The organism is Pseudorhizobium tarimense (genome assembly GCF_022968135.1).
Lineage (GTDB): Bacteria > Pseudomonadota > Alphaproteobacteria > Rhizobiales > Rhizobiaceae > Neorhizobium > Neorhizobium tarimense.
In genome coordinates this window covers 123,041-145,867 of record NZ_JALJRA010000005.1, presented here as the reverse complement: position 1 = coordinate 145,867, position 22,827 = coordinate 123,041, and the positions used below count along the sequence as shown (strand labels likewise).

Annotated in this window: 21 protein-coding genes, 2 pseudogenes and 1 riboswitch; of the genes and pseudogenes, 10 read left to right on the top strand and 13 right to left on the bottom strand. The window is 60.8% G+C overall.

From position 1 onward, the window contains the following. Nucleotides 1-9 precede the first annotated feature (9 nt). Nucleotides 10-885, bottom strand: a complete 876-nt coding sequence (locus MUU54_RS07390) for a TIGR02587 family membrane protein (RefSeq protein ID WP_247243392.1) — start codon at nucleotides 883-885, stop codon at nucleotides 10-12. 195 nt (nucleotides 886-1,080) lie between these two features. Here MUU54_RS07390 and MUU54_RS07385 point away from each other — a divergent pair, with 195 nt between their 5' ends. After that, nucleotides 1,081-2,805 carry a sensor histidine kinase gene (locus tag MUU54_RS07385; RefSeq protein WP_247243391.1) on the top strand — a complete coding sequence of 575 codons (1,725 nt, stop codon included), beginning with the start codon at nucleotides 1,081-1,083 and terminating at the stop codon, nucleotides 2,803-2,805. A 19-nt stretch (nucleotides 2,806-2,824) separates the two neighbouring features. Here MUU54_RS07385 and MUU54_RS07380 read toward each other — a convergent pair whose 3' ends face one another. Continuing rightward, complete coding sequence (locus MUU54_RS07380) at nucleotides 2,825-3,598, bottom strand: DUF1194 domain-containing protein (RefSeq protein WP_247243390.1); 774 nt, start codon at nucleotides 3,596-3,598, stop codon at nucleotides 2,825-2,827. A 103-nt stretch (nucleotides 3,599-3,701) separates the two neighbouring features. Then, on the bottom strand, nucleotides 3,702-3,860 hold the full coding sequence (locus MUU54_RS07375; RefSeq protein ID WP_247243389.1) for a YqaE/Pmp3 family membrane protein: 159 nt from the start codon (nucleotides 3,858-3,860) through the stop codon (nucleotides 3,702-3,704). A 132-nt stretch (nucleotides 3,861-3,992) separates the two neighbouring features. Here MUU54_RS07375 and MUU54_RS07370 point away from each other — a divergent pair, with 132 nt between their 5' ends. From MUU54_RS07370 to MUU54_RS07350, 5 genes are all read left to right on the top strand, one after another. Beyond that, complete coding sequence (locus MUU54_RS07370) at nucleotides 3,993-4,412, top strand: pyridoxamine 5'-phosphate oxidase family protein (RefSeq protein WP_247243388.1); 420 nt, start codon at nucleotides 3,993-3,995, stop codon at nucleotides 4,410-4,412. 55 nt (nucleotides 4,413-4,467) lie between these two features. Continuing rightward, on the top strand, nucleotides 4,468-4,842 hold the full coding sequence (locus tag MUU54_RS07365; protein WP_247243387.1) for a GFA family protein: 375 nt from the start codon (nucleotides 4,468-4,470) through the stop codon (nucleotides 4,840-4,842). After that, nucleotides 4,839-5,252, top strand: a complete 414-nt coding sequence (locus MUU54_RS07360) for an HD domain-containing protein (protein ID WP_247243386.1) — start codon at nucleotides 4,839-4,841, stop codon at nucleotides 5,250-5,252. Before MUU54_RS07365 ends, MUU54_RS07360 begins: the two co-directional genes overlap by 4 nt. Before the next feature lie 69 nt (nucleotides 5,253-5,321). Then, complete coding sequence (locus MUU54_RS07355) at nucleotides 5,322-6,104, top strand: SDR family oxidoreductase (RefSeq protein ID WP_247243385.1); 783 nt, start codon at nucleotides 5,322-5,324, stop codon at nucleotides 6,102-6,104. Nucleotides 6,105-6,276: 172 nt separating this feature from the next. Further along, nucleotides 6,277-7,506: a GGDEF domain-containing protein gene (locus MUU54_RS07350; RefSeq protein ID WP_247243384.1), complete on the top strand. Its 1,230-nt coding sequence runs from the start codon at nucleotides 6,277-6,279 to the stop codon at nucleotides 7,504-7,506. Nucleotides 7,507-7,560: 54 nt separating this feature from the next. On the opposite strand, the gene MUU54_RS07345 is transcribed toward MUU54_RS07350, so the two are convergent. After that, nucleotides 7,561-7,746: a hypothetical protein gene (locus MUU54_RS07345; RefSeq protein WP_247243383.1), complete on the bottom strand. Its 186-nt coding sequence runs from the start codon at nucleotides 7,744-7,746 to the stop codon at nucleotides 7,561-7,563. 123 nt (nucleotides 7,747-7,869) lie between these two features. Between MUU54_RS07345 and MUU54_RS07340 the strand changes: the two genes are divergently transcribed. The 4 genes from MUU54_RS07340 to thiD all read left to right on the top strand — a co-directional run bounded on the left by MUU54_RS07340 (nucleotide 7,870) and on the right by thiD (nucleotide 11,977). Continuing rightward, nucleotides 7,870-9,555, top strand: coding sequence for a glycoside hydrolase family 13 protein (locus tag MUU54_RS07340; RefSeq protein ID WP_247243382.1), 1,686 nt, complete (start codon nucleotides 7,870-7,872; stop codon nucleotides 9,553-9,555). A 53-nt stretch (nucleotides 9,556-9,608) separates the two neighbouring features. Continuing rightward, nucleotides 9,609-9,703, top strand: a riboswitch (TPP riboswitch). A gap of 38 nt (nucleotides 9,704-9,741) precedes the next feature. Further along, nucleotides 9,742-10,548, top strand: a complete 807-nt coding sequence (gene thiM, locus MUU54_RS07335; RefSeq protein ID WP_281433247.1) for a hydroxyethylthiazole kinase — start codon at nucleotides 9,742-9,744, stop codon at nucleotides 10,546-10,548. Further along, nucleotides 10,545-11,183 (top strand): thiamine phosphate synthase, encoded by a 639-nt coding sequence (gene thiE, locus MUU54_RS07330; protein ID WP_312038808.1) that lies wholly within the window; start codon nucleotides 10,545-10,547, stop codon nucleotides 11,181-11,183. The genes thiM and thiE overlap by 4 nt, the downstream gene beginning before the upstream one ends. Then, complete coding sequence (gene thiD, locus MUU54_RS07325) at nucleotides 11,180-11,977, top strand: bifunctional hydroxymethylpyrimidine kinase/phosphomethylpyrimidine kinase (protein ID WP_247243380.1); 798 nt, start codon at nucleotides 11,180-11,182, stop codon at nucleotides 11,975-11,977. The genes thiE and thiD overlap by 4 nt, the downstream gene beginning before the upstream one ends. A gap of 30 nt (nucleotides 11,978-12,007) precedes the next feature. On the opposite strand, the gene MUU54_RS07320 is transcribed toward thiD, so the two are convergent. The 9 genes and pseudogenes from MUU54_RS07320 to MUU54_RS07280 all read right to left on the bottom strand — a co-directional run bounded on the left by MUU54_RS07320 (nucleotide 12,008) and on the right by MUU54_RS07280 (nucleotide 22,752). Continuing rightward, on the bottom strand, nucleotides 12,008-15,106 hold the full coding sequence (locus MUU54_RS07320) for a hybrid sensor histidine kinase/response regulator (protein WP_247243379.1): 3,099 nt from the start codon (nucleotides 15,104-15,106) through the stop codon (nucleotides 12,008-12,010). Nucleotides 15,107-15,286: 180 nt separating this feature from the next. Then, nucleotides 15,287-16,572: pseudogene (gene scpC / locus MUU54_RS07315) on the bottom strand (succinyl-CoA:acetate CoA-transferase ScpC); the annotation flags it as partial. A gap of 91 nt (nucleotides 16,573-16,663) precedes the next feature. Further along, complete coding sequence (locus MUU54_RS07310) at nucleotides 16,664-17,383, bottom strand: ABC transporter ATP-binding protein (protein WP_247243378.1); 720 nt, start codon at nucleotides 17,381-17,383, stop codon at nucleotides 16,664-16,666. Then, entirely contained in the window at nucleotides 17,380-18,126 is a 747-nt protein-coding gene (locus MUU54_RS07305; protein WP_247243377.1) for an ABC transporter ATP-binding protein, read from the bottom strand. The genes MUU54_RS07310 and MUU54_RS07305 overlap by 4 nt, the downstream gene beginning before the upstream one ends. After that, on the bottom strand, nucleotides 18,123-19,163 hold the full coding sequence (locus MUU54_RS07300) for a branched-chain amino acid ABC transporter permease (RefSeq protein WP_247243376.1): 1,041 nt from the start codon (nucleotides 19,161-19,163) through the stop codon (nucleotides 18,123-18,125). Before MUU54_RS07300 ends, MUU54_RS07305 begins: the two co-directional genes overlap by 4 nt. Beyond that, a pseudogene (locus tag MUU54_RS07295) lies at nucleotides 19,160-20,017 on the bottom strand (branched-chain amino acid ABC transporter permease). The gene MUU54_RS07300 and the pseudogene MUU54_RS07295 overlap by 4 nt, the downstream one beginning before the upstream one ends. Before the next feature lie 50 nt (nucleotides 20,018-20,067). After that, nucleotides 20,068-21,240, bottom strand: a complete 1,173-nt coding sequence (locus tag MUU54_RS07290) for an ABC transporter substrate-binding protein (RefSeq protein WP_247243375.1) — start codon at nucleotides 21,238-21,240, stop codon at nucleotides 20,068-20,070. A 604-nt stretch (nucleotides 21,241-21,844) separates the two neighbouring features. Next, complete coding sequence (locus tag MUU54_RS24945; protein WP_354532032.1) at nucleotides 21,845-22,000, bottom strand: hypothetical protein; 156 nt, start codon at nucleotides 21,998-22,000, stop codon at nucleotides 21,845-21,847. Between the two features lie 176 nt (nucleotides 22,001-22,176). Further along, nucleotides 22,177-22,752, bottom strand: coding sequence for a TetR/AcrR family transcriptional regulator (locus MUU54_RS07280; RefSeq protein ID WP_247243373.1), 576 nt, complete (start codon nucleotides 22,750-22,752; stop codon nucleotides 22,177-22,179). Between the last annotated feature and the right edge of the window lie 75 nt (nucleotides 22,753-22,827).

The following is a 22,827-nucleotide window of genomic DNA, read 5'->3' as shown; positions in this document are numbered from 1 at the left end:
CTTCCGATCCTAAAGAATAAGGCGCGCCGCAGCAGCGCCAATGGCGCCTGGGAACCCCAGGACGATTGCTGACATCAGGATGTGCGTGAACGCAGTGTCGTCCAGGCGTCCAAACGTCCACAACACATAAAGGCTGATCAGGATAGCGACGACATAGCCCGGCAGAGTGAAGCGAACGATGGCGTGCCACTGCGGCGTACCTTGGCTCAGCTGGTGCGCTCCCCTGAAGGACACCGCATAGACGAAAGCGTGCATGATCAGGATCGAGAGCGACACGGTCACGAGGGCGTGCCAAGGCGTCATCTTGAACGAAATCAGGATGATTTCCTCGGTTGGAGCAACGTTCAGGCTAAGGAACAGCGCTCCAATGCCCATCATGAAAAGCTCCCGACCATAGCTCGTCGTCATGTCTCTGTTCTTCTTCTTATCCTCTTCGGCCGCCTCTTCATCGTTTTGACCACCCAATTGCGACCGACCGAGTAGCGCGCCGATACTTGCAGGCACGGCTTGGACTGCGATCTTGCCGAGGATGTCTGTGGGGGGCATTCCAGCTTTGACGACACCGAGCAGGGTGAGCACGGCCGCGCTCATCGCTATGGCGATGCCATAGGCTATCACCGCATCGCGAAACGCCTGACGCCAGGTAAAGGTCTCTTCGAAACCAATGCGATGCGCAAGAACGACAAGGAGCGGGATGTTGACGAGCAGAAGCAGAAGGAGGCGATAGCGCTCGATATAGAAGCCGAGGAACCAGAGCTCCATGGTCATCAGCATCGGCAGCCCGAAGATCAGCGATCCAGCAGCGCCCCGAGCAAGGCCCACCAGAAATCTACGTGAGTCAGGCTTGTAGAATTTAGTCTTGTCCTGATCGTCCCGCGTTTGCATGCAGCTTTGGCTCTCTGAACAGGTCTCCTCCCGCGGGGGCCCTTCGGTGAAAGGCATCTAAGTAGCTGCGGGAGGTGCCGCGTCAAGGTTGTCCTGCCAGGGCCTTAGCGCCCTGTCGCAAGCGACGCCTTACCTGATTTGACCCCTGTGGGATTTGCTCTAAACATTCAAATCAGGTGTATCGCGGGGAAAAACATGCGCAGAATGTCGGTCACGTCCCGGCTGTTGCTTCTGACGCTTCTGGCGCTGATGCCGGCGCTGCTCGTCCTGACATACAATCTGTTCAGCGCTCGGCAGGCGGCCTACCGCGAGATGCACAGCAGCGCGCTTGATACCGGCCGCCTCGCCTCACTTGAGATGCAGCGGATCATCTCCTCCGTTCGCAGCACGCTGGAGGTATTGAGCACCGTTCCGATCTTGAGAACTGGCCCCGGCCGGCCGTGCAGCGACTATATCCGTGCTGTGGACGACAAGCTTGAGACGCTGGAGAACGTGACGGTTATGTCTCCGGCCGGACAACTTTTATGTACGTCCAAGCCTGCAAGGATCGCGGATTTCTCGGATCGAGATTACTACCAGCGAGCCCTCGCTTCGAAGGAGTTCGTCGTCGGAACCTACATTGAAGACCGGATCACGGGCCAGGCCGCACTCCCGCTTGCGCTCCCGGTATTGGATCAGGGCGAGGTTCGCCAGATTATCGTGGCCTACCTCGACTTAACGTGGCTTGGCATGCGGGTGCGTGAGAGAGGATACTCCGACGGTGGAAGTTCGCTTACGGTCGCCGACCGCAACGGCGTCATCCTCGCCCGGCAGCCGTTTCCGGAGCGCTTTGTGGGAACAAGGATACCTGACGCCTTCCAGGATCTCCTTCATGCGGATGCTCCGGGCACCATGGAGCTCGTCAGCCAGGACGGAACGCGCCGCATCATCGGCTACTATCCCGACCAGAACGGCGTCTACGTGAGCGCCGGCTATTCCGTCGAGGGCGGCCTGGAGCAGGTAAGCCAGGTCACCTATTTCGGCCTTGCCGTCATTGCGCTGGCAATCGTTGGTCCCTTTTTCGCCGTCTGGTGGGCAGGGTATGCGCTAATCCGCCGCCCAGCGCATGAGATCGTCCGCTCGATCGATGCTTGGCGGAGCGGGCAGGAAAATGCGCGTACCGGCATGACGGGAGACGGCGCGTTCGGCATCATCGGGTCGGCAGTCGATGCGTTCATGGACGAACTGGCGCTGCGCCGCGAACAGCAACAACAGGACGACCGGATGCGCCAGATGCTGATCCGGGAGCTCGACCACCGGATCAAGAATATCCTCAGCATGGTTCAGGCGGTGGCGCGACAGACGTTCCGCTCCTCCGACTCGGTCACAGAACTTTCGGATGCATTCTTTCGCCGGCTAAACGCGATGGCCGGGGCACATCAGCTTCTCACGAAGAACTGGCAGAGCGCGTCCGTGAGAGCAACCGTGGAGACGGCAGTTGCCCCCTTCGAAGACCCGAAGCGACGTCGCTTCCACATCAACGGAGAAGACTTCGAGGCGCCTTCTTCGATCGCGCTATCCCTCTCCATGGCACTGCATGAGCTTTGCACCAATGCTGCAAAGTATGGCGCCCTTTCCGCAGACGCCGGCCGCGTAGAAATTTCTTGGACCTACTCCGCCGCGCCGGGTGGCGACTTTGTCTTCACATGGGTTGAAAGTGGCGGACCAACAGTAGCGCCGCCGAAGCGCGAAGGCTTCGGGACGCTGATGATCGAACGTGTGCTGTCCCAGCAACTTCAGGCGGACGTGCATCTCGACTATAGGCCCGAAGGGCTTCACTGCCGGATCAAGGCACCCGCGGACAAGATGGCGGCAGCGTCAGATCGCGATCACGAAGACGCATCCTTCTCTCCGCAGGTGACAGCGCCCGCTGCTCAATGATGCGGGCCCTATAGCTTCCTCAGCGATCCAGGAAGTTCTGCCACTGCCTCTCGCCTGCCATGCAGTCAGCCGCCTCTTCCGCAACCGGACGAACACGTGGCTCTGGCGTCCTGCCGCTGACTTCCAGAACGAGCTTTCGGCGCACAGCGACCGCAAAGTCCTCGATATCGTGGACAGGGAGCACAAAGGAGCCCGGTCCGCCAATCACGCAGTCGCCATAGTAATCGTCGAGCGGGATCGGCCCTCCGGAAGGACGCAGCATGATCGCCAGACCATTGATGATGATGCCCGCATCGACCGCCTTGTCCCGCACCGGCGCCACAGGATCGCCAATGTTGTTGGGACCGTCCCCCGACACATCGATAACATGTCGCATCCCGCGAAACTGGTTTGATGCAAGCCGCGTGGCGCCCTCGGCGATCGCCGCGGATATGGAGGTGCGGCGCTGGGTCGAAATCGGACGAGCCTCCAGCTTGGCCGCAAACGCCTGCGCGTCTGCCTCGGTCTCGATCACTTGCCAGTCGATGATGGACGACTCGTCGATCCTCCCCGCCCATTCGTAATAGCTGAGAGCGATCTTGCCGATCAGCCCGTTGCGGACTGCATTGATGAAGTCCGGATGGCGAAGGGCCGAAACATACCCCTCCCGCTGGATGCGAACCTCTTCGTAATCCATCGATCGCGATACATCGACGGCCAGCACCAGCTCCACATCCACTTCGGTGGAAGATGCCTGGGCAAACAGAGAAGGTGCCGACGAAACACTGAGAAGCATGGCAAGGGCAGCAAGCATGACCACCTCCTAGCAACGGAGGTCATGCTACCACATGATGAGCGCCTGGCATCCAGCGGCCGCGCAGGAAGCTTCACATCTCGGTGAAGCTGCGCAGCGTCGATCACTTTCTCAATATGACCCAGAGCGCGTGAATGATCCCCGGCAGCCATCCCAAGAGCGTCAGCAGGATGTTGAGCCAGAAATGAAGTCCAAGGCCGACCTGAAGAAAGACGCCAAGCGGCGGAAGTAAGAAGGCCAGGAGTATGCGGATGATGTCCAAGGTTACGTCCTCCGTTTCAATGTCCGGACAACGTCCGAGAAGGCGGCCGGTTTCAATTGCACCGCATGCTGAGCGCCGGAACGCAATGATCATGTCGCCGTTGTGGTGGAAGAAGAAACGGAGACCTGTCCCATGGGCGAGAAGACGCTGGAAGAAATCTCGAAGGCGATGCGCGATATCGACATCACCATGCTCTCGACGTATGCGGCCAACGGCGCAATCGCCTCGCGCCCGATGAGCAACAACAGAGATGTCGATTACGAGGGCGATTCCTATTTCTTCACGTGGGAAAACGCCCACATGGTCGGTGAGATCGAGAACAACCAGAACGTGTCGCTCTCGTACCAGGGCCACAAGCACTTCCTGATCGCAGCGGAAGGCAAGGCACAGGTGATCCGCGACAAGCATGCCTTCAAGGAGCACTGGAATGCGGATCTGGATAAGTGGTTCGAAAACGGCATCGATACGCCCGGCGTCGTCATGATTAGGGTCGATGCCACGCGACTCCACTACTGGGATGGCATGGACGAAGGCGAGATCGTGCTTTCCTGATGTCAACCTTGATCAGCGGCGCGTTGCGTCGCTGCAGCCGTCGGGGTTCAATTGGATGATCACGCGGTCGGGAAGCTGCCTCTGCGGCCATGTCAGATACTCGGTCAAAGGCTCCCCCTTGAGGGTCGGCCTTTGCCATTGTGCCGATTGCCGCAAGGAAAGTGGCTCGGCGTTCGTCACCTTCGCCATCTGGCCCGCACATGCATTCGAAAGTTCCGGAGAAATCACCACCTTCAATGGGCGCGGGTTCTGCCCCAGCTGTGGCTCACGCCTGTTCAACCCGGGCGACGGTGAAGTGGAGATACGCGTCGGATCTTTCGATATGGCACCCACAGATCTGGCTCCTGAGTATGAGCTGTGGGTAAAGCGACGGGAGACTTGGCTGCACCCGATCAAGGACCTCCCCCAGTTTGAGGAGGATCGTCCGTGACCGGCGACATTGACAAGGCTCGACGGATCGCGATCGAAGCGCATGAAGGCCAGACCAAGAAGACTGGGGGCCCGATAATAGATCATGTTGCACGCGTCGCGGCTGGCGTGGAAGGGGAGGACGAGACGATCGTTGCCTGGCTGCACGATGTGGTCGAGAAATCCCCGGAATGGACGCTGGATCGCCTGCGGCAGGAAGGCTTTTCCGAAGAGGTCGTCCAAGCTGTTGACGCCCTGACGAAGCGCGCGGGCGAGGAGCATGCGGAGCTCGTCCGGCGGGCCTCAGACAACTCGCTTGCCCGCTCGGTCAAACGGGCCGATCTGGCCGACAATCTTGCCCAGGCCGAAGTCTCGGGCGTCGATGCCAGCAAATACAGGATCGGGCTGCGCATTCTGGAGAACGACCGGTAGAGGAACCTTGCCTCTGCTCACCCGTTGCCGCCCACGAATGGCGAACATACCATAATGGGAGAGGGTTAGATGCAACTTCAGGCACGTGTGGCATTGGTGACCGGCGGAGGCTCCGGCATCGGCAAGGCGACAGCCATAACCTTTGCCCGCGAGGGTGCAAAGGTCGCCATCCTCGGGCGCACGAAAAGCGAGTTGGACAAGACGGTCGCAGAAATTGAGGCGGAAGGCGGCAGCGCGGTGGCGTTGGAAGCAGATGTGGCCGATGAAGATGCCATGCGTGCCGCCATTGCAAAACTGATCGAGACTTACGGGCGCCTTGACGTGGTGGTCGCCAATGCCGGAGTGAACGGCGTGTGGGCGCCGATCGATGACCTGTCCCCGGACGAGTGGGACAAGACGATCCGCATCAACCTGCGCGGCACCTACCTCACCCTCCACCCGACTGTCCCCCACATGAAGGAGCATGGCGGCGGGTCGATCATCATCGTCTCTTCCATCAACGGCAACCGCACGTTCACCTCGCCCGGAGCAACGGCCTATTCCGCTACCAAGGCGGCGCAGGTTGCGATCGTGCAGCAGCTGGCCGTCGAGTTGAGCCGCCACAAGATCCGCATCAACGCCGTCTGCCCCGGCAAGATCGACACTGAGATACAGGACAATACCAGCTTGCGCGACGAGGACGAGACGGCCGTGCCTGTTGACTGGCCGGAGGGGGATATCCCCTTGACCGAAGGCGCCGCTGGCTCCTCCTTGGACGTTGCCGACGTGATCCTGTTCCTCGCCTCCCATCGAGCGCGCCACGTGACCGGCGTTCCGATCTTCGTCGACGGCGCCCAAAGCCTGCTGCGATAGCAAACCGCAGTTCGGCGGCGAACTCCCAGCTTGAAGTGTCCGTGCGACCGTTTGCCGCCCGGGCAGCGAGAGCTCGTTTTGCAGATCGCAAAAAGACGCGCGCAGGCGAGCAATCTTCCTTACGTCTCGTTAAGACGGCCTCGCTAAAAATGCGGGTAGCGGAGTACCTTCCATGTCTGCATTCCCGATGTTGAACCCGTTCCACTTTTCCGGCGCGGACATTATTTCTTCCGACCACAAGCAGGAGACGCTGGCGGAGCTGCTCAATGTCCGGCCGCATGCTTCGGCGACGGCGGGCATGTCCCTTGCCGCTCTAAGTGCAGCAATCGCCGGGGCGAATGATACGGCGGTTCTGGCTGCCTGTATCCTCACGGTGTCGCTGGTAGTCCGTGCGTCGCTCCACTGGGCATATGGCAGGCGACCGCCGGGTCCCGTAACCCGGAGCTGGATCCACAGGTTCGTCCTAGGCTCTCTATTCTCAGGCGCGAGCTATGGAGCAGCGGGAAGCCTGCTCCTCAACGGCATGCCTCACGGCACGCAGCTGCTTGCTATCGGATCGGCCTGCGCCATCGTACAGGGCGTTGCGGGTCGTGCCTACATGATGCCGGGCGTCGCCGTTCTGAACCTGCTTCTCGTACTTTGTCCAATGAGTGCTGCCGCGATCGCGGACGGGACTTACCTGCTCGCACCCGCCGCGGTCGTCTACATAGGATTTCTCACGTCCTTCATCGCCATGATGACGAAACTGCGGCTGCGGCAACTGAGGGCGGAACGGCTTTCTGATACCCTTCTGGAACAGCTCCTCGAAAAGAACGGGGAGTTGGAAACCGCGAATGCGAAACTCGTGAAGCTGGCGACGACCGATTCCCTGACGGGCTTGGCAAACAGACGTGAACTCGATCGCAAGCTGCAGGCTGAGCTGGTTTCGTCTCTCGAGCGAGGTCAGACGCTGTCGCTGCTGCTCATCGACGTTGATCAATTCAAAAGATTCAACGACACCTACGGTCACCAGGCAGGCGACATCTGCCTCAAAGCAGTCGCCGAGGTGCTGGCGGCGTGCAACTGGGGCGAAGGCAGCCTTGTGGCTCGCTATGGTGGCGAAGAATTCGCTGTTGTCATGCCGGAAGCTTCTCCCGATCTCGTGATGCGTGTGGCCGAACAGGCGCGACTCTCCGTGAAGCTGAAGGATCTGTCGCACGTCCCTGGCAAACCTGATCGTCAGACGATCAGTGTGGGAGTAGCGACCCTTTGCCCTGATCCCACGACCACCGTAGACACACTGCTTCGGCACGCAGATCGAGCGCTCTACCAAGCCAAACAGCAGGGTCGGGATCGAGTGGTCTTCCAGGATCCGATGAAGCAGAAATGGACGACACTCTCAAACGCGAGGCTTGAAGACTGAAGCCGAGAGACCCATCGCTTTTACGACGAGCCTCTCAGCTGATGCGCGGCCCTGTTAGCGGTCCTGCTGATAGCCTTGATTGGTCGTATTGACCTTGATGTTGCCTTGGCGGCCTTGCGTATCGAAGTTCTTGTCGCCCGGATCAACGCCCCGGCCCTCCGAGCTGTTCGCTGTGGCAGGCTCGCCGGGCCCCTTGTGGCTGCGGTTCTCTTCCGGAACGGGCGGCAGCTTGCTGTTCATCTGAACCTCCTTGGTTGAGCACTCTGTTTGGCTAACCATTGGCGACGTTTGATGTTCCGGAACGCGGGAACCGCGCTTCTCACTAGCGCGTTCGACAGGCAACGATGGCCCCCGGAGCAAGAGATGAGTCACCCCGCGATCCAGCCGCTGACCACACCTTCCAGCGATCGCAAATGGTGGCACAGCGCCACCGTTTATCAGATCTATCCCCGAAGCTTCTGCGACAGCAATGGCGACGGTGCCGGGGATATCCCCGGCATCGTGTCAAAACTCGATTACCTGCAGTCGCTCGGCATAACGGTGATATGGCTTTCGCCGATCTTCACCTCTCCGATGGATGACAACGGCTACGATATCTCCGACTACCAAGGAATCGCCGCGGAGTTTGGAACGCTTGCAGACTTCGACCGGCTGGTGTCGGAGGCGCGGAAGCGCGGCATTGGCATCTTACTCGATTTGGTCGTAAACCACACCTCGGACGAACATCCGTGGTTCCGGGAGGCGCGAAAGTCGAGAGATAACCCCTACCGCGACTACTATGTCTGGCGCGACCCATCGCCTGACGGCGGCGTACCTAATACCCTTACCTCATCCTTCGGAGGACCGGCATGGACGCTCGACCCGCAGACAGGCCAATACTATCTGCACCTTTTCTCCCGCCGCCAGCCTGACCTCAACTGGGAAAACCCATTGGTGCGAGCAGAGGTCTACCGGATGATGAACTGGTGGCTGGACCGCGGCATTGCCGGGTTCCGCATGGACGTTATCGACCTGATCGGCAAGCAGGTGGATGCCGGCATCACCAGCGACGGGCCACATCTCCACGATTACCTGCAGGAGATGAACCGCGAAACCTTCGGCAGCCGCGACGTGCTGACGGTCGGGGAAGCGTGGAGCGCCACTCCGGCCTCGGCGCTGCTCTACTCTGCCCATGACCGGAACGAGCTTTCCATGGTCTTTCAGTTCGAGCATGTCACGCAGGCTTGGGATGAGACCTACGGCAAGTGGCGGCCGAAGCCGCTCGACCTCGTTGCCTTGAAGGCCGTCTTCGCAAAATGGCAGCTGGCGCTTGCGGACGACGGCTGGAACACGCTGTTCTGGGGCAACCACGACCTTCCCAGAGCCGTCTCCCGCTATGGGAATACGACTGGCTACCACGTCGAATCCGCAAAGATGCTGGCGACGGTCCTCCACCTGATGAAGGGCACGCCCTTTATCTATCAGGGAGAGGAGATCGGCATGACGAACGTGCCATTTGTCTCGATCGACCAATATAAGGACATCGAGACGCTCAACATGCACCGACTGCACCTAGAGGCGGGGCTGTCGCCGGAGGATTTCATCAAGGGCGCCAACGAGAGCGGGCGTGACAATGCCCGCACCCCCATGCAATGGGATGCAACGCCAAACGGCGGCTTCACCACCGGCGCCCCGTGGATCGAAGTGAATCCCAACTACACGACGCTGAATGCAGAGCTACAGATTGGCGACGATCGGTCGATCTGGAACCACTATCGGCGCCTCGTGGAGCTGCGAAAGCAGCATGAGGTGATCGTCTATGGTCAATATCACTCGTGGCTGGACCGACACCCGGACGTATTCGTCTACAGTCGTACGCTGGAGCAGGAACGTATCGTGGTCGTCGCGAACTTCCGGGCGGAGGTGGTCACTGTGACGATGCCAAACGAGCTTCAGTCGTCCGGACGCTGCCTGATAAGCAATTACGACATGGTGCAAGCCATTGGCGAGGAGGTAACTTTGCAGCCTTATGAAGCCTTTGCCATGCATTCCGATCTGCGCGTCAGGTAGAGGTCACCAAATCCACGATTGGGCCATGACATCCGTCGTCTTTCCTGTAAGGTACGCGGTGACAGGGGCGTCCGCGACTGCGGGCTGAGAAGCACCCTTTGAACCTGAACCAGATCATGCTGGCGGAGGGAGTCGTGAAGACGCGGATCAGTAGCGTCTCCGGCCGCCCCGCCGAAAGGGCGAGCCTTGACCGATACTTCTCTTCCCTGCGGTGACATTCTTTCAGCAATGCGCCAGAAAAACCCTCTGGTGCAATGCATCACCAATGATGTCGCGATGAACATCGCCGCCAACGTGCTGCTGGCCGCCGGCGCCTCCCCGGCCATGGTGAGTGCCGAAGAAGAGGCCGGCGAGTTCGCGGGACTTGCTGGCGCAGTCACCATAAACATCGGCACTCTGTGGGCGGGCGGCGTCGCCGGCATGCGCGAGGCGGCCCGTGCTGCGACGGCGGCCGGAATTCCTTGGGTGCTCGATCCAGTCGCTCACTACGCGACGGGCTTCCGCCGCAAAGCAATTGCCGAACTGATAGCGCTAAACCCGACAATCGTTCGGGGCAACGCCTCGGAGATAATGGCGCTGGCCGGGGAGACCGCGAGGGGACAGGGCGTCGACAGCGGTGACAGCGCCCGGTCGGCACAGGCCGCAGCGACCGCATTGGCGCAGCGTCAGCATTGCATCGTCGCGGTCACCGGAGACGTCGATTTTGTCACTGACGGCGCTCGTTCGATCGATATCGAGGGAGGCTCCCCCGTTATGCCGAAAGTGACCGCCATTGGCTGCGCCCTCACCTGTCTCGTCGGTGCCTGTGTCGCGGTGGCTCCCGGCCAACCACTCGAAGCAACTGTCACCGCACTCGGGCTCTTCGCGGTCTGCGGCGAGGACGTCGGCAGACGCGCCCAAGGGCCCGGCTCCTTTCAACCTCTTTTTCTTGATGCACTGCATGCGATCGATAGCGTCCAGTTTGTTTCCAATCTTCGGGTGAAAGTGCTGTGAGAAGAAGCCTGGATCTTTCCCTTTATCTCGTTCTTGACCCATTCCTCTGCAGCTCAATCGGAATGGTCGAAACTGCGAGGCTGGCGGTAGCCGGCGGAGCGACCGTGGTGCAGCTACGCGACAAGCAGGCGGATACGAACGCCATGATCGAATGTGGACTGGCGCTGAAAAGCGCCCTTGCCGGCACCGGCGTTCCGCTGATCGTCAACGACGATGTCGAGGCAGCCATCGCCATTTCCGCAGAAGGTCTCCATGTCGGCCAGGGCGATCTTGGGGTGACCGAGGTTCGTCGCCAGATTCCCGCCGGCATGATCCTTGGCCTCTCAGTAGGAACCGTCGAACTTGCGCAGGCTGTCGATCCGCAGCTTGTGGACTACGTCGGCGTAGGACCCGTCTTCGCCACCAGAACGAAGCTCGATCACAAGACGCCCATCGGTTTCGATGGTCTGGCGCGTATCGCTCGAGCCGTACCCGTACCGACTGTTGCCATTGGCGGTCTCAAAGAAGGGCATGCCGCACAGGTTCTGGCGGCAGGCGCAGACGGGCTGGCCGTCGTCTCCGCCATCTGCGGAACGACAGATCCGCAAGCCGCAGCACGAAAGCTTGCGATTGAGATTCGGGAGGCTAGCCGATGATTGCCAATATTCTCACCATTGCAGGTTCCGATCCCTCCGGCGGCGCTGGCATTCAGGCAGACCTCAAGGCTTTCGCTGCGCGTGGCACCTACGGGATGGCGGTCTTGACCGCCTTGACGGCGCAAAACACCCAAGGGGTGACGGGAGTACACCTGATCCCGGCCGATTTCGTCGCGAGTCAGATCAGCGCTGTCTTCGATGATGTTCGGGTGGATGCAGTCAAGATCGGCATGATTGCCACCGCAGAGATTGCTGAAGCCGTCGCCGATGCGCTCGCAGCGCATCCGGATGTACCGGTGGTGCTGGACCCCGTGATGGTGGCAAAGGGCGGCGCTTCGCTCCTGGCGCCGGAAGCCGTTGAGGCGCTGAACCGCAGGCTGCTTCCGCTCGCGACCCTGATCACGCCAAACCTGCCTGAAGCGGCAGCGCTCTTGGGGGAAAACGAAGCAAGTGACCGAGGGGCCATGGCGGCGCAAGCAAAGCAGCTAATGGCCCTCGGTCCGCGTGTCGTGCTGGTCAAGGGTGGGCACCTCAATAGCTCCGAAAGCCCCGATGTCCTCGCAGACAACGAGTCACTCGTGTGGCTGGAGGGCTGCAGGAGCACGACGCGGAACACACATGGAACCGGCTGCACGCTCTCAAGCGCTATCGCTGCCGAACTGGGCAAGGGAGCAGATCCACTGACCGCCGTACAGTCCGCGAAGAATTTCATCGCCACCGCCATTGAACGGTCGGGGGAGCTATCCGTCGGGAGTGGCCACGGCCCTGTTCATCATTTTCACCAGTGGTGGTGAAAGCTGTCGCAGCCGCGACACAGCGGAAGATCAGCGCCTGCTGAGCGATAGAGAATTGAGCGCGCGCTCAATCTCCTCGTTCGCGAACGGCTTTTTGAGGAGCACTGCACCATCCACTGCGCCATCATCGGGAATCCGATCACGCCCGGTGGCAAAAACGACGCCGACCTCGGGAGAGATCTCGCGGGCACTGCGCGCGAACTCCGCGCCGCTGACGCCAGGCAGGCCGAGATCCGTCATGAGAACATCGAAGCTTCCCGAACGCATGAGGTTCAGCGCTTCTTCGGCATTACCCGCTTCTTCGACCTGATGGCCGAGATCCGTCAGCATGTCGGCGGTGCTCATGCGGATGAGGAAATCGTCCTCGACGAGAAGAACGCGGTAGCTGGGCATGGTGGGATTTTCCGTCTTGATTGCAGGAACATCGCCTGCGGCAAGGGTTGCACGAGTGCGGTTTCGTTGTTGCTGGCTGCTGAGTACCTGCCGCACCTTCCGCGCCAGGGACTCTCGGGAATACGGCTTCGAAAGCAGCTCCACGTCGGGGTCAAGTCGTCCGTCATGAACAATGGAGTCCTGCGTATAGCCTGATGTAAATAGGATAGCGATATCGGGAAAGCGCTGCCGCGCCTGCTTGGCGAGCTCTGTACTCTTGATCGGGCCTGGCATAACGACGTCAGTGAAAACGAGATCGATCGGCATTCCACTCTCGATTACGTTAAGAGCGCCGGCCGCGTCCTTGGCCTTGAGGACGCGATAGCCGAGCTCACCGAGCATCTCCACCACAGTCGCCCGTACCTGCTCGTCGTCCTCCGCAACCAGGATCGTCTCCGTACCTCCGCTGATGGGACCGTGCTCTAGATCGATCACGATGTCTTCATCTTGCTCGACCCGGGGAAAGTACAGCCTGATCGTCGTCCCGCGGCCGACTTCGCTGTCGATCTTGATGTGCCCGCCGGACTGCTTGACGAACCCGTAAACCATGGAAAGCCCCAGGCCGGTCCCCTTACCAACGGGCTTGGTCGAGAAGAAGGGTTCGAATACCTGCGCCAACACCTCCGGCGGCATGCCTGAACCGGTATCGGAAACGGTGAGCAGGACATAGTATCCCGCCGTGATTTCCGGCTCTTGCCTCGCATACGCCTCGTCAAGCTTGGCATTGCTGGCGTCGATCGTGAGCGTCCCACCATTCTCCATCGCGTCTCGAGAGTTGATCGCGAGGTTGAGAAGCGCATTCTCGATTTGCGTGGGGTCGAGACAGGCGTTCCAAAGGTCGGCGGAGGTGTTGGTTTTGATCGTGATGTCTTCTCCAAGGGTCCGCCGCAGCAATTCCTCAAGGCCATGAACGAGGCGCGCGACATTGACGACCTTCGGCTCCAGCGGCTGCCTACGGCCGAAGGCGAGGAGCTGGCTTGCCAGTTTACTTCCCCGCTGGACACCCGAAAGGGCGTTGTCCACCCGCCGTGTGGCCCTGTCATTGCCGCCCACGTCACGCGAAAGCAGCTGGAGATTGCCCGAGATGACCTGCAGCAGATTGTTGAAGTCATGGGCAACTCCGCCCGTCAGCTGACCCAGGGCCTCCATTTTCTGGCTCTGACGCAGAGCATCCTCCGCCTTCAGCCGCTCGGCGATCTCTTCGGCGACCTTCTGCTCAAGGCGTGCATTGAGCTCCTGCAGCGCCTCTTCCGCACGCCTGCGGTCCGCTAGCTCCTTCTGTGCCGCCTGGAAAAGGCGGGCGTTGTCCAGTGCTATCGCCACCTGTCCGGCAGCGCCAACGAGAAGCCTCTCATGCTCCTCCTCGAAACGGTTCGGCTCGGGGTGGCCGAAGAAGAGCCCGCCGATCACGGCACCAGATCGAGAGATAACCGGGATGGCGAGATAGCTACGAACGGGAAGGTGGCCTTCCGGCATCCCAAGATAAGGTGCCGACTTGCCGTATCTGTGATCTTCCAGAATATCGCCGGATCGGATCACCCCCTCGCCATTGAAGGTCTGCGAGAACACCGCCGTCTTGCGCGGCATCGGAAAGGCATCGAATGCAGATCGTTCGACGCCGGACAGCGCATAGAGCATGTAGCTCTCGCCGCTCTCGTCGAAGACGTTGTAGAAAAAGGCGCCAAATGCTGCCCCCGTCAATTCTACACCGGCATCGACGGTCAGCTGCACAACCTTTTCGAGACCGAGTTCGGCCGCAAGATCAGCGCCGAGCCTGTTCAGCACTTCCAGATGGCGTGTTTCCCGCCGCAGGGCGATCTCCGCACGCCGCTGATCGGTAACGTCATTGCCCTGTACGAAGATGCCCGCCGTTCGCCCGTCCTCCTCCAGGATCGGCTGAAAGACGAAATCCACGAATCGCTCTTCCGGGGGCAGACCAGGTCGGCGTGCGAGCGCAACCCTGGCTCCCCTGCCGACGTGCCGCAGGCCGGTTCCACGCACGCGGTCCAGGATCTCTACAAAGCCTTGATTGGTGATCTCCGGTAAGGCCTCGCGAATCGGCTTGCCCAGTATGTCCCGATGCCCGACCAAAGCGAGATAGGCGGAGTTAGCATCCTGAAAAACATGGTCCGGCCCTTGCATCATCGCCATGAACCCCGGCGCCTGCTCGAACATCTTGCGCAAGCGCCCGCGCTCGCCACGCAATTGCCGCTCCGCACGAACCTTTCCCGTCGTTTCGACGACCACGGCCATCACTCCGACAGGGCGCCCGCCTTCGTCCATGATCGGAGAGTAGTCGAGGTTCATCCAGACCTGCTCTGGCACGCCGCGCCGGTGAAGCGTCAGCTCCTGGTCGAGGTACGCCAGGGTCTTGCCCGCAAGACCGACCTTCATAACGTTGTCGTTGAAGTCAGCCACCTCCGGCCAGCCTTCTCGCACCTTCGAGCCGAGCAACTGCGGATGCCGACTCCCAGCAAACACAGAGTAGGCGTCGTTGTAGATCATCACCCCGTCTTCGTTCCAAAGCGTGACGATCGGCACGGGTGACTGCAGGATCAGAGAGACGACGGCCTTTGTCCCTTGCGCCCATTCAACGATCGGCCCAAGCGAGGTGTCACTCCAATCGAATTGCGCGATGAGCCCGGCGAGTTCGCCATCATGAGAAAGGAAGGCAGTTTCAGACGCTGGTACCGTCATAAAAGGGTTCCGGTGGGCGGCATTGGCTCGTCCACCCGTCGCACTGCAAGGTACGGCAACAGGGGCTTTGACTTGCATTAGATAGAGCGGCCTTGAAGCTTTGCCAGATGCGGGCTGACCGGATCGCCAGCCAGATCAACGTTCCGATGGCATGCTTCCCCTCGTCCGGGCCCGCTCATGCTAGGAAAGCGCCTCCTCCAGCAGATGCGGCGTATGTCCGTCGCGGAGGCAAGCCCTGTTGAAGTAGTCTTGCAGATCGTTGCGGAAGTCGGTGTTCGTGCAGTGCCGGATGATCTCCCTCGCCCGCTCACGCGGTGCAAGTTCGCGCAGGTCCGCAGCCCGTTTTCCGTGATAAGAATGTCGACGTCGTGCTCATTGTGGTCCACATGCGGAATGATCGGCACCACCGAGGAAATTCTGCCATCCTTGGCCAAGGATTTTGTGACGAAGATGGACAAATAGGCGTTGCGCGCAAAGTCCCCTGAGCCGCCGATGCCGTTCATCATGTGCGTCCCGTTAGAATGGGTCGAGGTTGACATTGCCGTAGATGTCGAACTCCAGGGCGGTGTTGATGCCCATCACGCCGAGACGCCGGATCACCTCAGGATAATTGCTGATTTCCTGCGGGCGCAGAACGATGTGCTCCTTGTACTTCTCGAAGTTGCCGAATACGCGCTCCGCGCAGGCAGTGGAAAGGGTGATGGAGGATCCCGATGCAAAGGTCAGCTTACCGGCATCGAAGAGGTCGAATGTGCTGTCCTGCAGGACTTCGCTGTACATCCTCAGATGGAACGGACCGCTGGCCAAGCCGCTGAGGACGGAGTTCGCGATCGTCCCGATGCCGGCCTGCAGCGGATGCAGCGTCAGGTCCAGCCGTCCCTTCGCCACCTCCTCCTCGAGGAACCGGATCAGATGGCCAGCGATCGCATCCGTATCCGCGTCAGGCGGCTTGATCGAGGACGCGCTGTCCTTCTCGTCCGTCACCACGATCGCGACAATCTTGTCCGGATCGATCGGCACATAGGGAAAACCGACGCGGCTTTCGCAGGTCACGACAGGGATCGGCACGCGCGACGGGCGCCTTCCAGGGAAGTAGATGTCGTGGAGCCCTTCCAGTTCCGCCGGCTGACTGAGGTTGATCTCGACGATGATCTTGTTCGCAAGCACGGCGAAACTCGCCGAGTTGCCGACGGAGGTCGACGGCACGATGCCGCGATCCTCGGTGATCGCCGCCGCTTCGACAATGGCATGATTTATCGGCCCTAACTGGACGGACCGCAGATGCTCGACGGTCTCGGACAGGTGTTGGTCGATGAACAAGATCTCGCCGCGATTTATCGCCGCCCGGAGCGTTCGGTCCGCCTGAAGGGCGTCCGCCGCGCCAGGACATGCGCCTCTGTCAGCACCCGGTACACACCATGGCCAAGCAAGGCCCCTGTGATGAGGGTGATCTTGAAAGGGTCCGTCTTGCTTTCGACCACGTTCAAACGCGCGCAACAAAGATGGCCTTGATCAAAGTCAAGCTCTGGTGCAGCGGGCGGCACATGTACTGTAAGCTCAAGCGGTCGCCGAAGCCTTCTCGACGCCAAGATGCTGCCCGAGCGCCCGATCGTCCGCCAGAAGCTCCTCGCTGGAGCCTTTGTAGACAATGGCGCCCCGATCCAGGATGACCGCCTCATCCGCGAGCGGCAGAACCTTTCGGGCCTTCTGCTCGATGATGATCGCAGACATACCCTCGCCGGTGACGATCTCCGCAAGCGCCGCCAGAAGCTCGTCGACGATGATCGGCGCCAGTCCTTCCAGCGGCTCGTCGAGAAGCAGCAGTTTCGGATTGACCATCAGCGCACGGGCCGCCGCCAGCATCTGCTGCTCGCCGCCCGACAGGTGGCTGCCGAGGTTCCGCCGGCGCTCCTTGAGACGCGGGAACATCGAATAGGCCCGCTCCAAGGTCCAGACGCCGGGGCGGGCGATCGCCGTAAGGTTCTCTTCAACCGTCAGCGACTTGAAGATGTTGCGCTCCTGGGGCACCCAACCGATGCCAGCTGCCGCACGGCGATCTGCGCGGAGGCGCGTGACGTCCTGTCCCATCAGGTGGATGGTGCCGCTGTGATGGGTCGTCAGCCCGGCCAGCGTGTCGATCAGAGTCGTCTTGCCCGTCCCGTTGCGCCCCAGCAGAGCGAGTGTGCGGCCTCTCTCCAGTGTCAGATCGATACCCGCCAGCACGGCAGCCTCGCCATACCCTGCGACCAGCTGGTGTGTGCCAAGCAGCGGCGTCATGCAGCCTCTCCAAGATAAACGGCTCTGACGCCTGGATTGGCAGCAATCTCTTGGACTGTTCCCTCTGCAAAGATCGCTCCTGCGACCAGCACGGAGATGCGGCTTGCAAAGGAGAAGACAAGATCCATGTCGTGCTCGATAAGCACCACCGTCACGCCTGATGGAAGGTCCGAGACGATCTGCAGAACCTCATGACGCTCGTCCTCCGGGACGCCTGCTGCGGGCTCGTCCAGGAGAAGGACGCGCGGTTTTGCGGCGAAGGCAAGAGCAATCTCCAATAGTCTTTGCTTTCCATAGGGCAGTCTGTCCGTCCGCTCATCCATTACGGCCGCAAGCCTAAAGCGGGAAAGGAGCGCAGCGGCTTCATCAACCAGCGCGCCATGTCCAGTGACCTTGGACCACAGGCTGCCGCCCACGCCCTCGCGCTCGAGCATCGCGAGCGTCACGGTCTCCAGGGGGGTGTAATCTGCAAAAAGCTGATTGATCTGGAACGTCCGCGTCAGCCCCTTCTTGACCCTCACATGCGACGGCAGCGTCGTGATGTCCTTGCCTTCCAGAAAGATCTGTCCCGAACTGACCGGACGCACGCCCGCCAACAGATTGATGAACGTTGTCTTGCCGGCACCGTTGGGGCCAATCAGCGCATGCCGCGCACCCTGTTCGATCTGCAGCGAGACGTCGTTCGTCGCCATGAAGGCACCGAAATTCCGCTGCAGGCGACGTGTCTCCAACACAACCGTCATCGTCCGCCCTCCCTCAGCCTGGATAGCCGCTGCGGCATGTACTCGATCCAGTGCGCAAGCCGCTCCCGGCCGACGAGCACGAGGACGACCAACAGCAGTCCGATCCAGAACATCCAGTACTGAGGCGTCACGACCGACAACCAGTCCTTCAGCAGCGTGAAGCCCACGGCACCAAAGATCCCCCCATACAGATAGCCAGTCCCGCCGATCACCAGGATCAGAAGGACGTCGGCGGACCGGTGGAAGGCCAGGACGTCCGGCGACACGAAGGAGGTCGTCTGAGTGAGCAGCGCCCCAGCAAATCCGGCCATGATCGCGGCAATGGTGTAGGTGATGATAAGCCGCCGTCGTGCCGGGATACCAACGAGCGCAGCACGCGTCGGATTGCTCTTGATTGCCTTGAGCGAAAGCCCGAAGGGCGAGAAGGCGATGCGCCGGGCGATCATCGTCGAGATAAAAAGCACGGCAAGGCAGTAGACGTACCCGTTGCGCCCCCAGAGGTCGAAGGGGAAGAGCCCGACGATCGGGTCAAGGCTGAAGCCGCTCAGCCCGTCGGCCCCGCCCGTCAACCAGGCCATCTGGTTGGCAATCTCCGCAAGCATGAGCGCGATGCCGAGCGTCGTCATCAGCCGCGTCAGGTCTGACCCGCGTAGTATCAGGAAGCTCGTCGCAAACCCCAGCACGCCGGCGACGGCACCGGCGACGATCAGACCGATGACCGGCTCTGCGACCACATGGCGAGCGAAGAGGCCTGCCGCATAGGCGCCCACCCCGAAGAACGCAGTATGTCCAAGGGAGACGATGCCGGCAAAGCCCAGCACGAGGTCGAGCGAAACCGCGAACAATGCCAGGATTGCGATCTCCGTCAGGATGAGCATCTTCGAGGGCAGCAGGAAGATGGCTACGACCGCCGCGATCCAGATGATGACCTCGAAGAAACGGATGGCGCTTCGCCTTTGCAGCAGGCGCCTTGCCCTTGCCTGCTCCGCCTGATCTTCCGCCGCTGGTCGGATAGCCCCTTGCGCCATCAAACTCATCGACCGCCTCGCGCAAAGAGACCGGCAGGCCGCAGGATCAACATGATGACCATCAGCCCATAGATTACGAAGGGTCCGATATCCGGAACGTAGTATTTTCCTGCCACGTCAGCGACGCCCAACAGCAACGCAGCAAGGAACGGGCCGCTGACGGTGGAAGTACCGCCCACGGCTACCACGATCAGGAAGTAGATCATGAACTTGAGCGGGAAGTTGGGATCAAGACCAAGGATCTCTGCCCCCATGGCCCCACCAAGACCCGCAAGCCCCTAGCCGAAGGCGAAGGTGAGCGCAAATACCGCGGACACGTTGATGCCGAGCCCCATGGCCACGCGTCGGTCATCGACGGCCGCCCTCAACCTGCTGCCGAAGCGGGTCTTCGATAGGATCAGCTGAAGCGCCAAGGCCAGTACCGCGCATATAATGATCGTGAAGAGCCGGTAGCGGCCGATCCCGGCACCGAAGATTTCCATCCGGCCAGAGAGTTCTGCCGGCAGCTGGATCAGTTGCTGCTGGCCACCCATGATGTAATCCGCAGCTGCCACCGACATGAAGACCAGCCCGACGGAGAAAAGGACTTGGTCGAGGTGGCTCGCCTGATAGAGCCGGCGGTAGAGCGTCCTCTCAAGAATGCCTCCCAGCGCCGCACTGACGAGAAAGGCTGCAGGCAGACACCAGTAGAAGGAGACGCCGTAGCGGTTCATCAGTACAACGGTGACGTATCCGCCGGTCATGGCAAAGGCACCGTGGGCGAGATTGATGAAGTTCATCAGGCCGAGCGTGATCGTCAGTCCGCAGGCAAGGATGAACAGAAGCATGCCATAGGCGATGCCGTCGAACAGGATGGTCAGCATAGGCCCTCACCGGTGGAGCGGCCGGCAAAGCACCGGCCGCCTTGTTCGGTTCACTTCGCAGTGTTCGGGTCGCCGATCTTCTCGTACTTGGTGAACTCCACATTGTAGAGCTCGCCGTCGACCTCCTTCACCTCGCGGATATAGATGTCCTGCACGATGTCCCGCGTCTCCGGATCGATCATGATCGGCCCGCGTGGGCTGGTCCACTCCATGCCCTTCATCGCTTCGATCAGCTTCGTCCCGTCGGCATCACCGCCGGTCTTTTCCAGTGCCGCATACGCAAGATGCATGGCGTCATAGCCGCCGACCGCCATGAAGTTCGGCCGCATGTTGTTGTTGGCATTGCGCACCTGCTCCACGAAGGCCTTGTTTTCCGGGCTGTCGTGATTTGCCGAATAGAAGTGCCCGGTGATCAAGCCCTTGGCCGCATCTCCGATCCCGTTCAAGAGATCGTCGTCGGTGACGTCGCCGGTTGCAATGAGCTTGATGCCGGCATCCGCCAGCCCGCGCTCAACGAACTGCTTCATGAACAGAGACCCGACGCCCGAGGGAACGAAGACGAAGACTGCATCCGGCTTCGCATCCCGCACCCGCTGCAGGAAAGGCGCGAAATCGGGGTTCTGCAGCGGCACGCGGACAGACTCGACGATCTCCCCGCCTTCCTTCTTGAACTGGTCGACGAAGCCTTTCTCGATGTCGTGGCCGGGACCATAATCCGTCACCAGCGTCACGACGCGCTTGAGGTCGTTCTCGACAGCCCATGTCGCCACAGGCAGCGCCGACTGCGGGCCGCCCATGCTGGTGCGAACATAGTATTCCGACTGCGGCATGATCGCCGAGGTCGTCGCGGACGTGATGATCGCGGGAATCTTTGCTTGGTTGAGAACCGGCGCCACCGCCATCGCCAAGGGCGTCAGGCCGAAGCCCATCAGCATGCTGACTCCGTCATTCACCACCAGCTCCTGCGCAATGCGGCGGGTCTGGTCGGCGGTGCCGGCATCGTCGCGCAGGACGAGTTCCACCTTCTTGCCGGCAACCTCGTCTCCATGGAGCGCCATGTACGCGCGAACGCCCGCCTCGACTTGGCGACCCGTCGATGCGAAGGGTCCCGTCATCGGCAGGATCAGGCCGATTTTCACCGCCTCCTGCGCCTGCGCCGGAAGCGCCATCAGGCATCCCAGCACCACAGCTGCGGCGCACATGAAGCTTCTTCTGTTGAGCATGCCTTCTCCTCCTCTAGATTCGGCCAGGCAGTCCCTCCAGACTACGCGGCAGCCGGTCTCCTCACCGGCGGCGGATGGATGTGTACCGGACCAGTGGGTCTGAGCAGCACCAAGCTCTTCTTCAGGCTTCGGCCTGATAATGTATACACAATGCGTCGCGCTCCCCGAAGTAGCACCTTCTCCCGGTGAAGCCGCCGCTCTAGCCAGCTGCGCCTTCACCGCGGCCTCAACGCGAGCATCGCACCTGGTCCACAAAGCGCCTCCATGCCCGCTCGCCAAGTCTCTCTTCGTTTGAGAAGCTAGGACCTGTATACACCTGATGTCAATATCGCCTCTTGTGGCTCACGCCCTTGTTGCATCACACGCATTATCACTATCGCGCGAAAAGCTCGCCAGTTGCCACTATAGGTTGAGCAAGCCTCCCGGAGCATAGATCCTGCCGAGAGAACGACGCCGCATGACTTCTGCAGGTGGGGCAAAGCGAACCTCGTCATCAGAAACACGAGCGGATATTATTGATGACGGTCCGGTCGAAGTTCTCGATCGAGTAGTCCTGGCACTCTGCCAACTTCAAGGAACATGCCGGCATTGTTGACGAGAAACATCAATGCTGCCGAACTTGCTGATTGCCTGCTTCGACACATGCCTTGGCATGTTCCTCCTGCGCAACATCACCGGAACAGGTTATCACTTCCGCACCTGCCCGTGTCAGAGTGGCGGCGACGTCATCGACCGGATCGTCCGGCAGGTCTGCAAGCACCAATCGCGCTCCCTCGGCAGCGAACTCGTGCGCTATGGCTTAGCCAATACCGGCGCCTGCCCCAGTGATGATGGCAATCTGGCCGTCGAGTCTTCCGGTCATTTTGAACCTCCTTGAAAACGGCCCGAACCGGAGCGACCGAGGAAGGTTCCGCAGGAGCGGGCGAACATCTCGGCTCAGCGCCGACGCAGCCCATCGATGAAGATGTCGACCATGCGCAGCGCCGACGGCTGCCAATCGTCCGGTCCTTGGGAATAGAAGATCCCGACCAAAGTGCGTAGCAGGTCCTCCGCCGGAACATCGTCACGGATCTGCCCTGAGGTGACGGCGCGGTCGAGCAGGAGACGGATCGCATCGAGCATCCGCTCGGTCGAATAAGCCTTCAATTCGGAAGAACCGGCGGCGGCCAATTGCAGCGCCTCGATCATGCCCTTCTTGGTTGCCAGCAGCCTGACATTCGCCTGCAGCCAGCGCTTCAGCCCGTCGACGGGATCGCCTTGCGTGGCCAGTTCCTCAGCGAGGTCGGCCAGGATGTCGACCTCGTGCCGATAGACGGCCTCGAATAGAGCCTCGCGCGTGGGGAAATGGCGGTATAACGTGCCGATCCCCAGTCCCGCCTGCCGCGCGACAGCCTCCAGGCTTGCCTGCTTGTCACCCGCGCTGAAGACCTGGGTCGCCGCCTCGAGCAGCAGCGCACGGTTACGAAGCGAGTCTGCCCTTGGACGTCTTGTTTTTCCGCGTTGTGCTTCCATGTCCTTTGGCAGGATCTTTCCTCTTGCTAAACGGAGGGCGCCTCCGTATAAATGAGCCCAGCCGGGCACGTCATC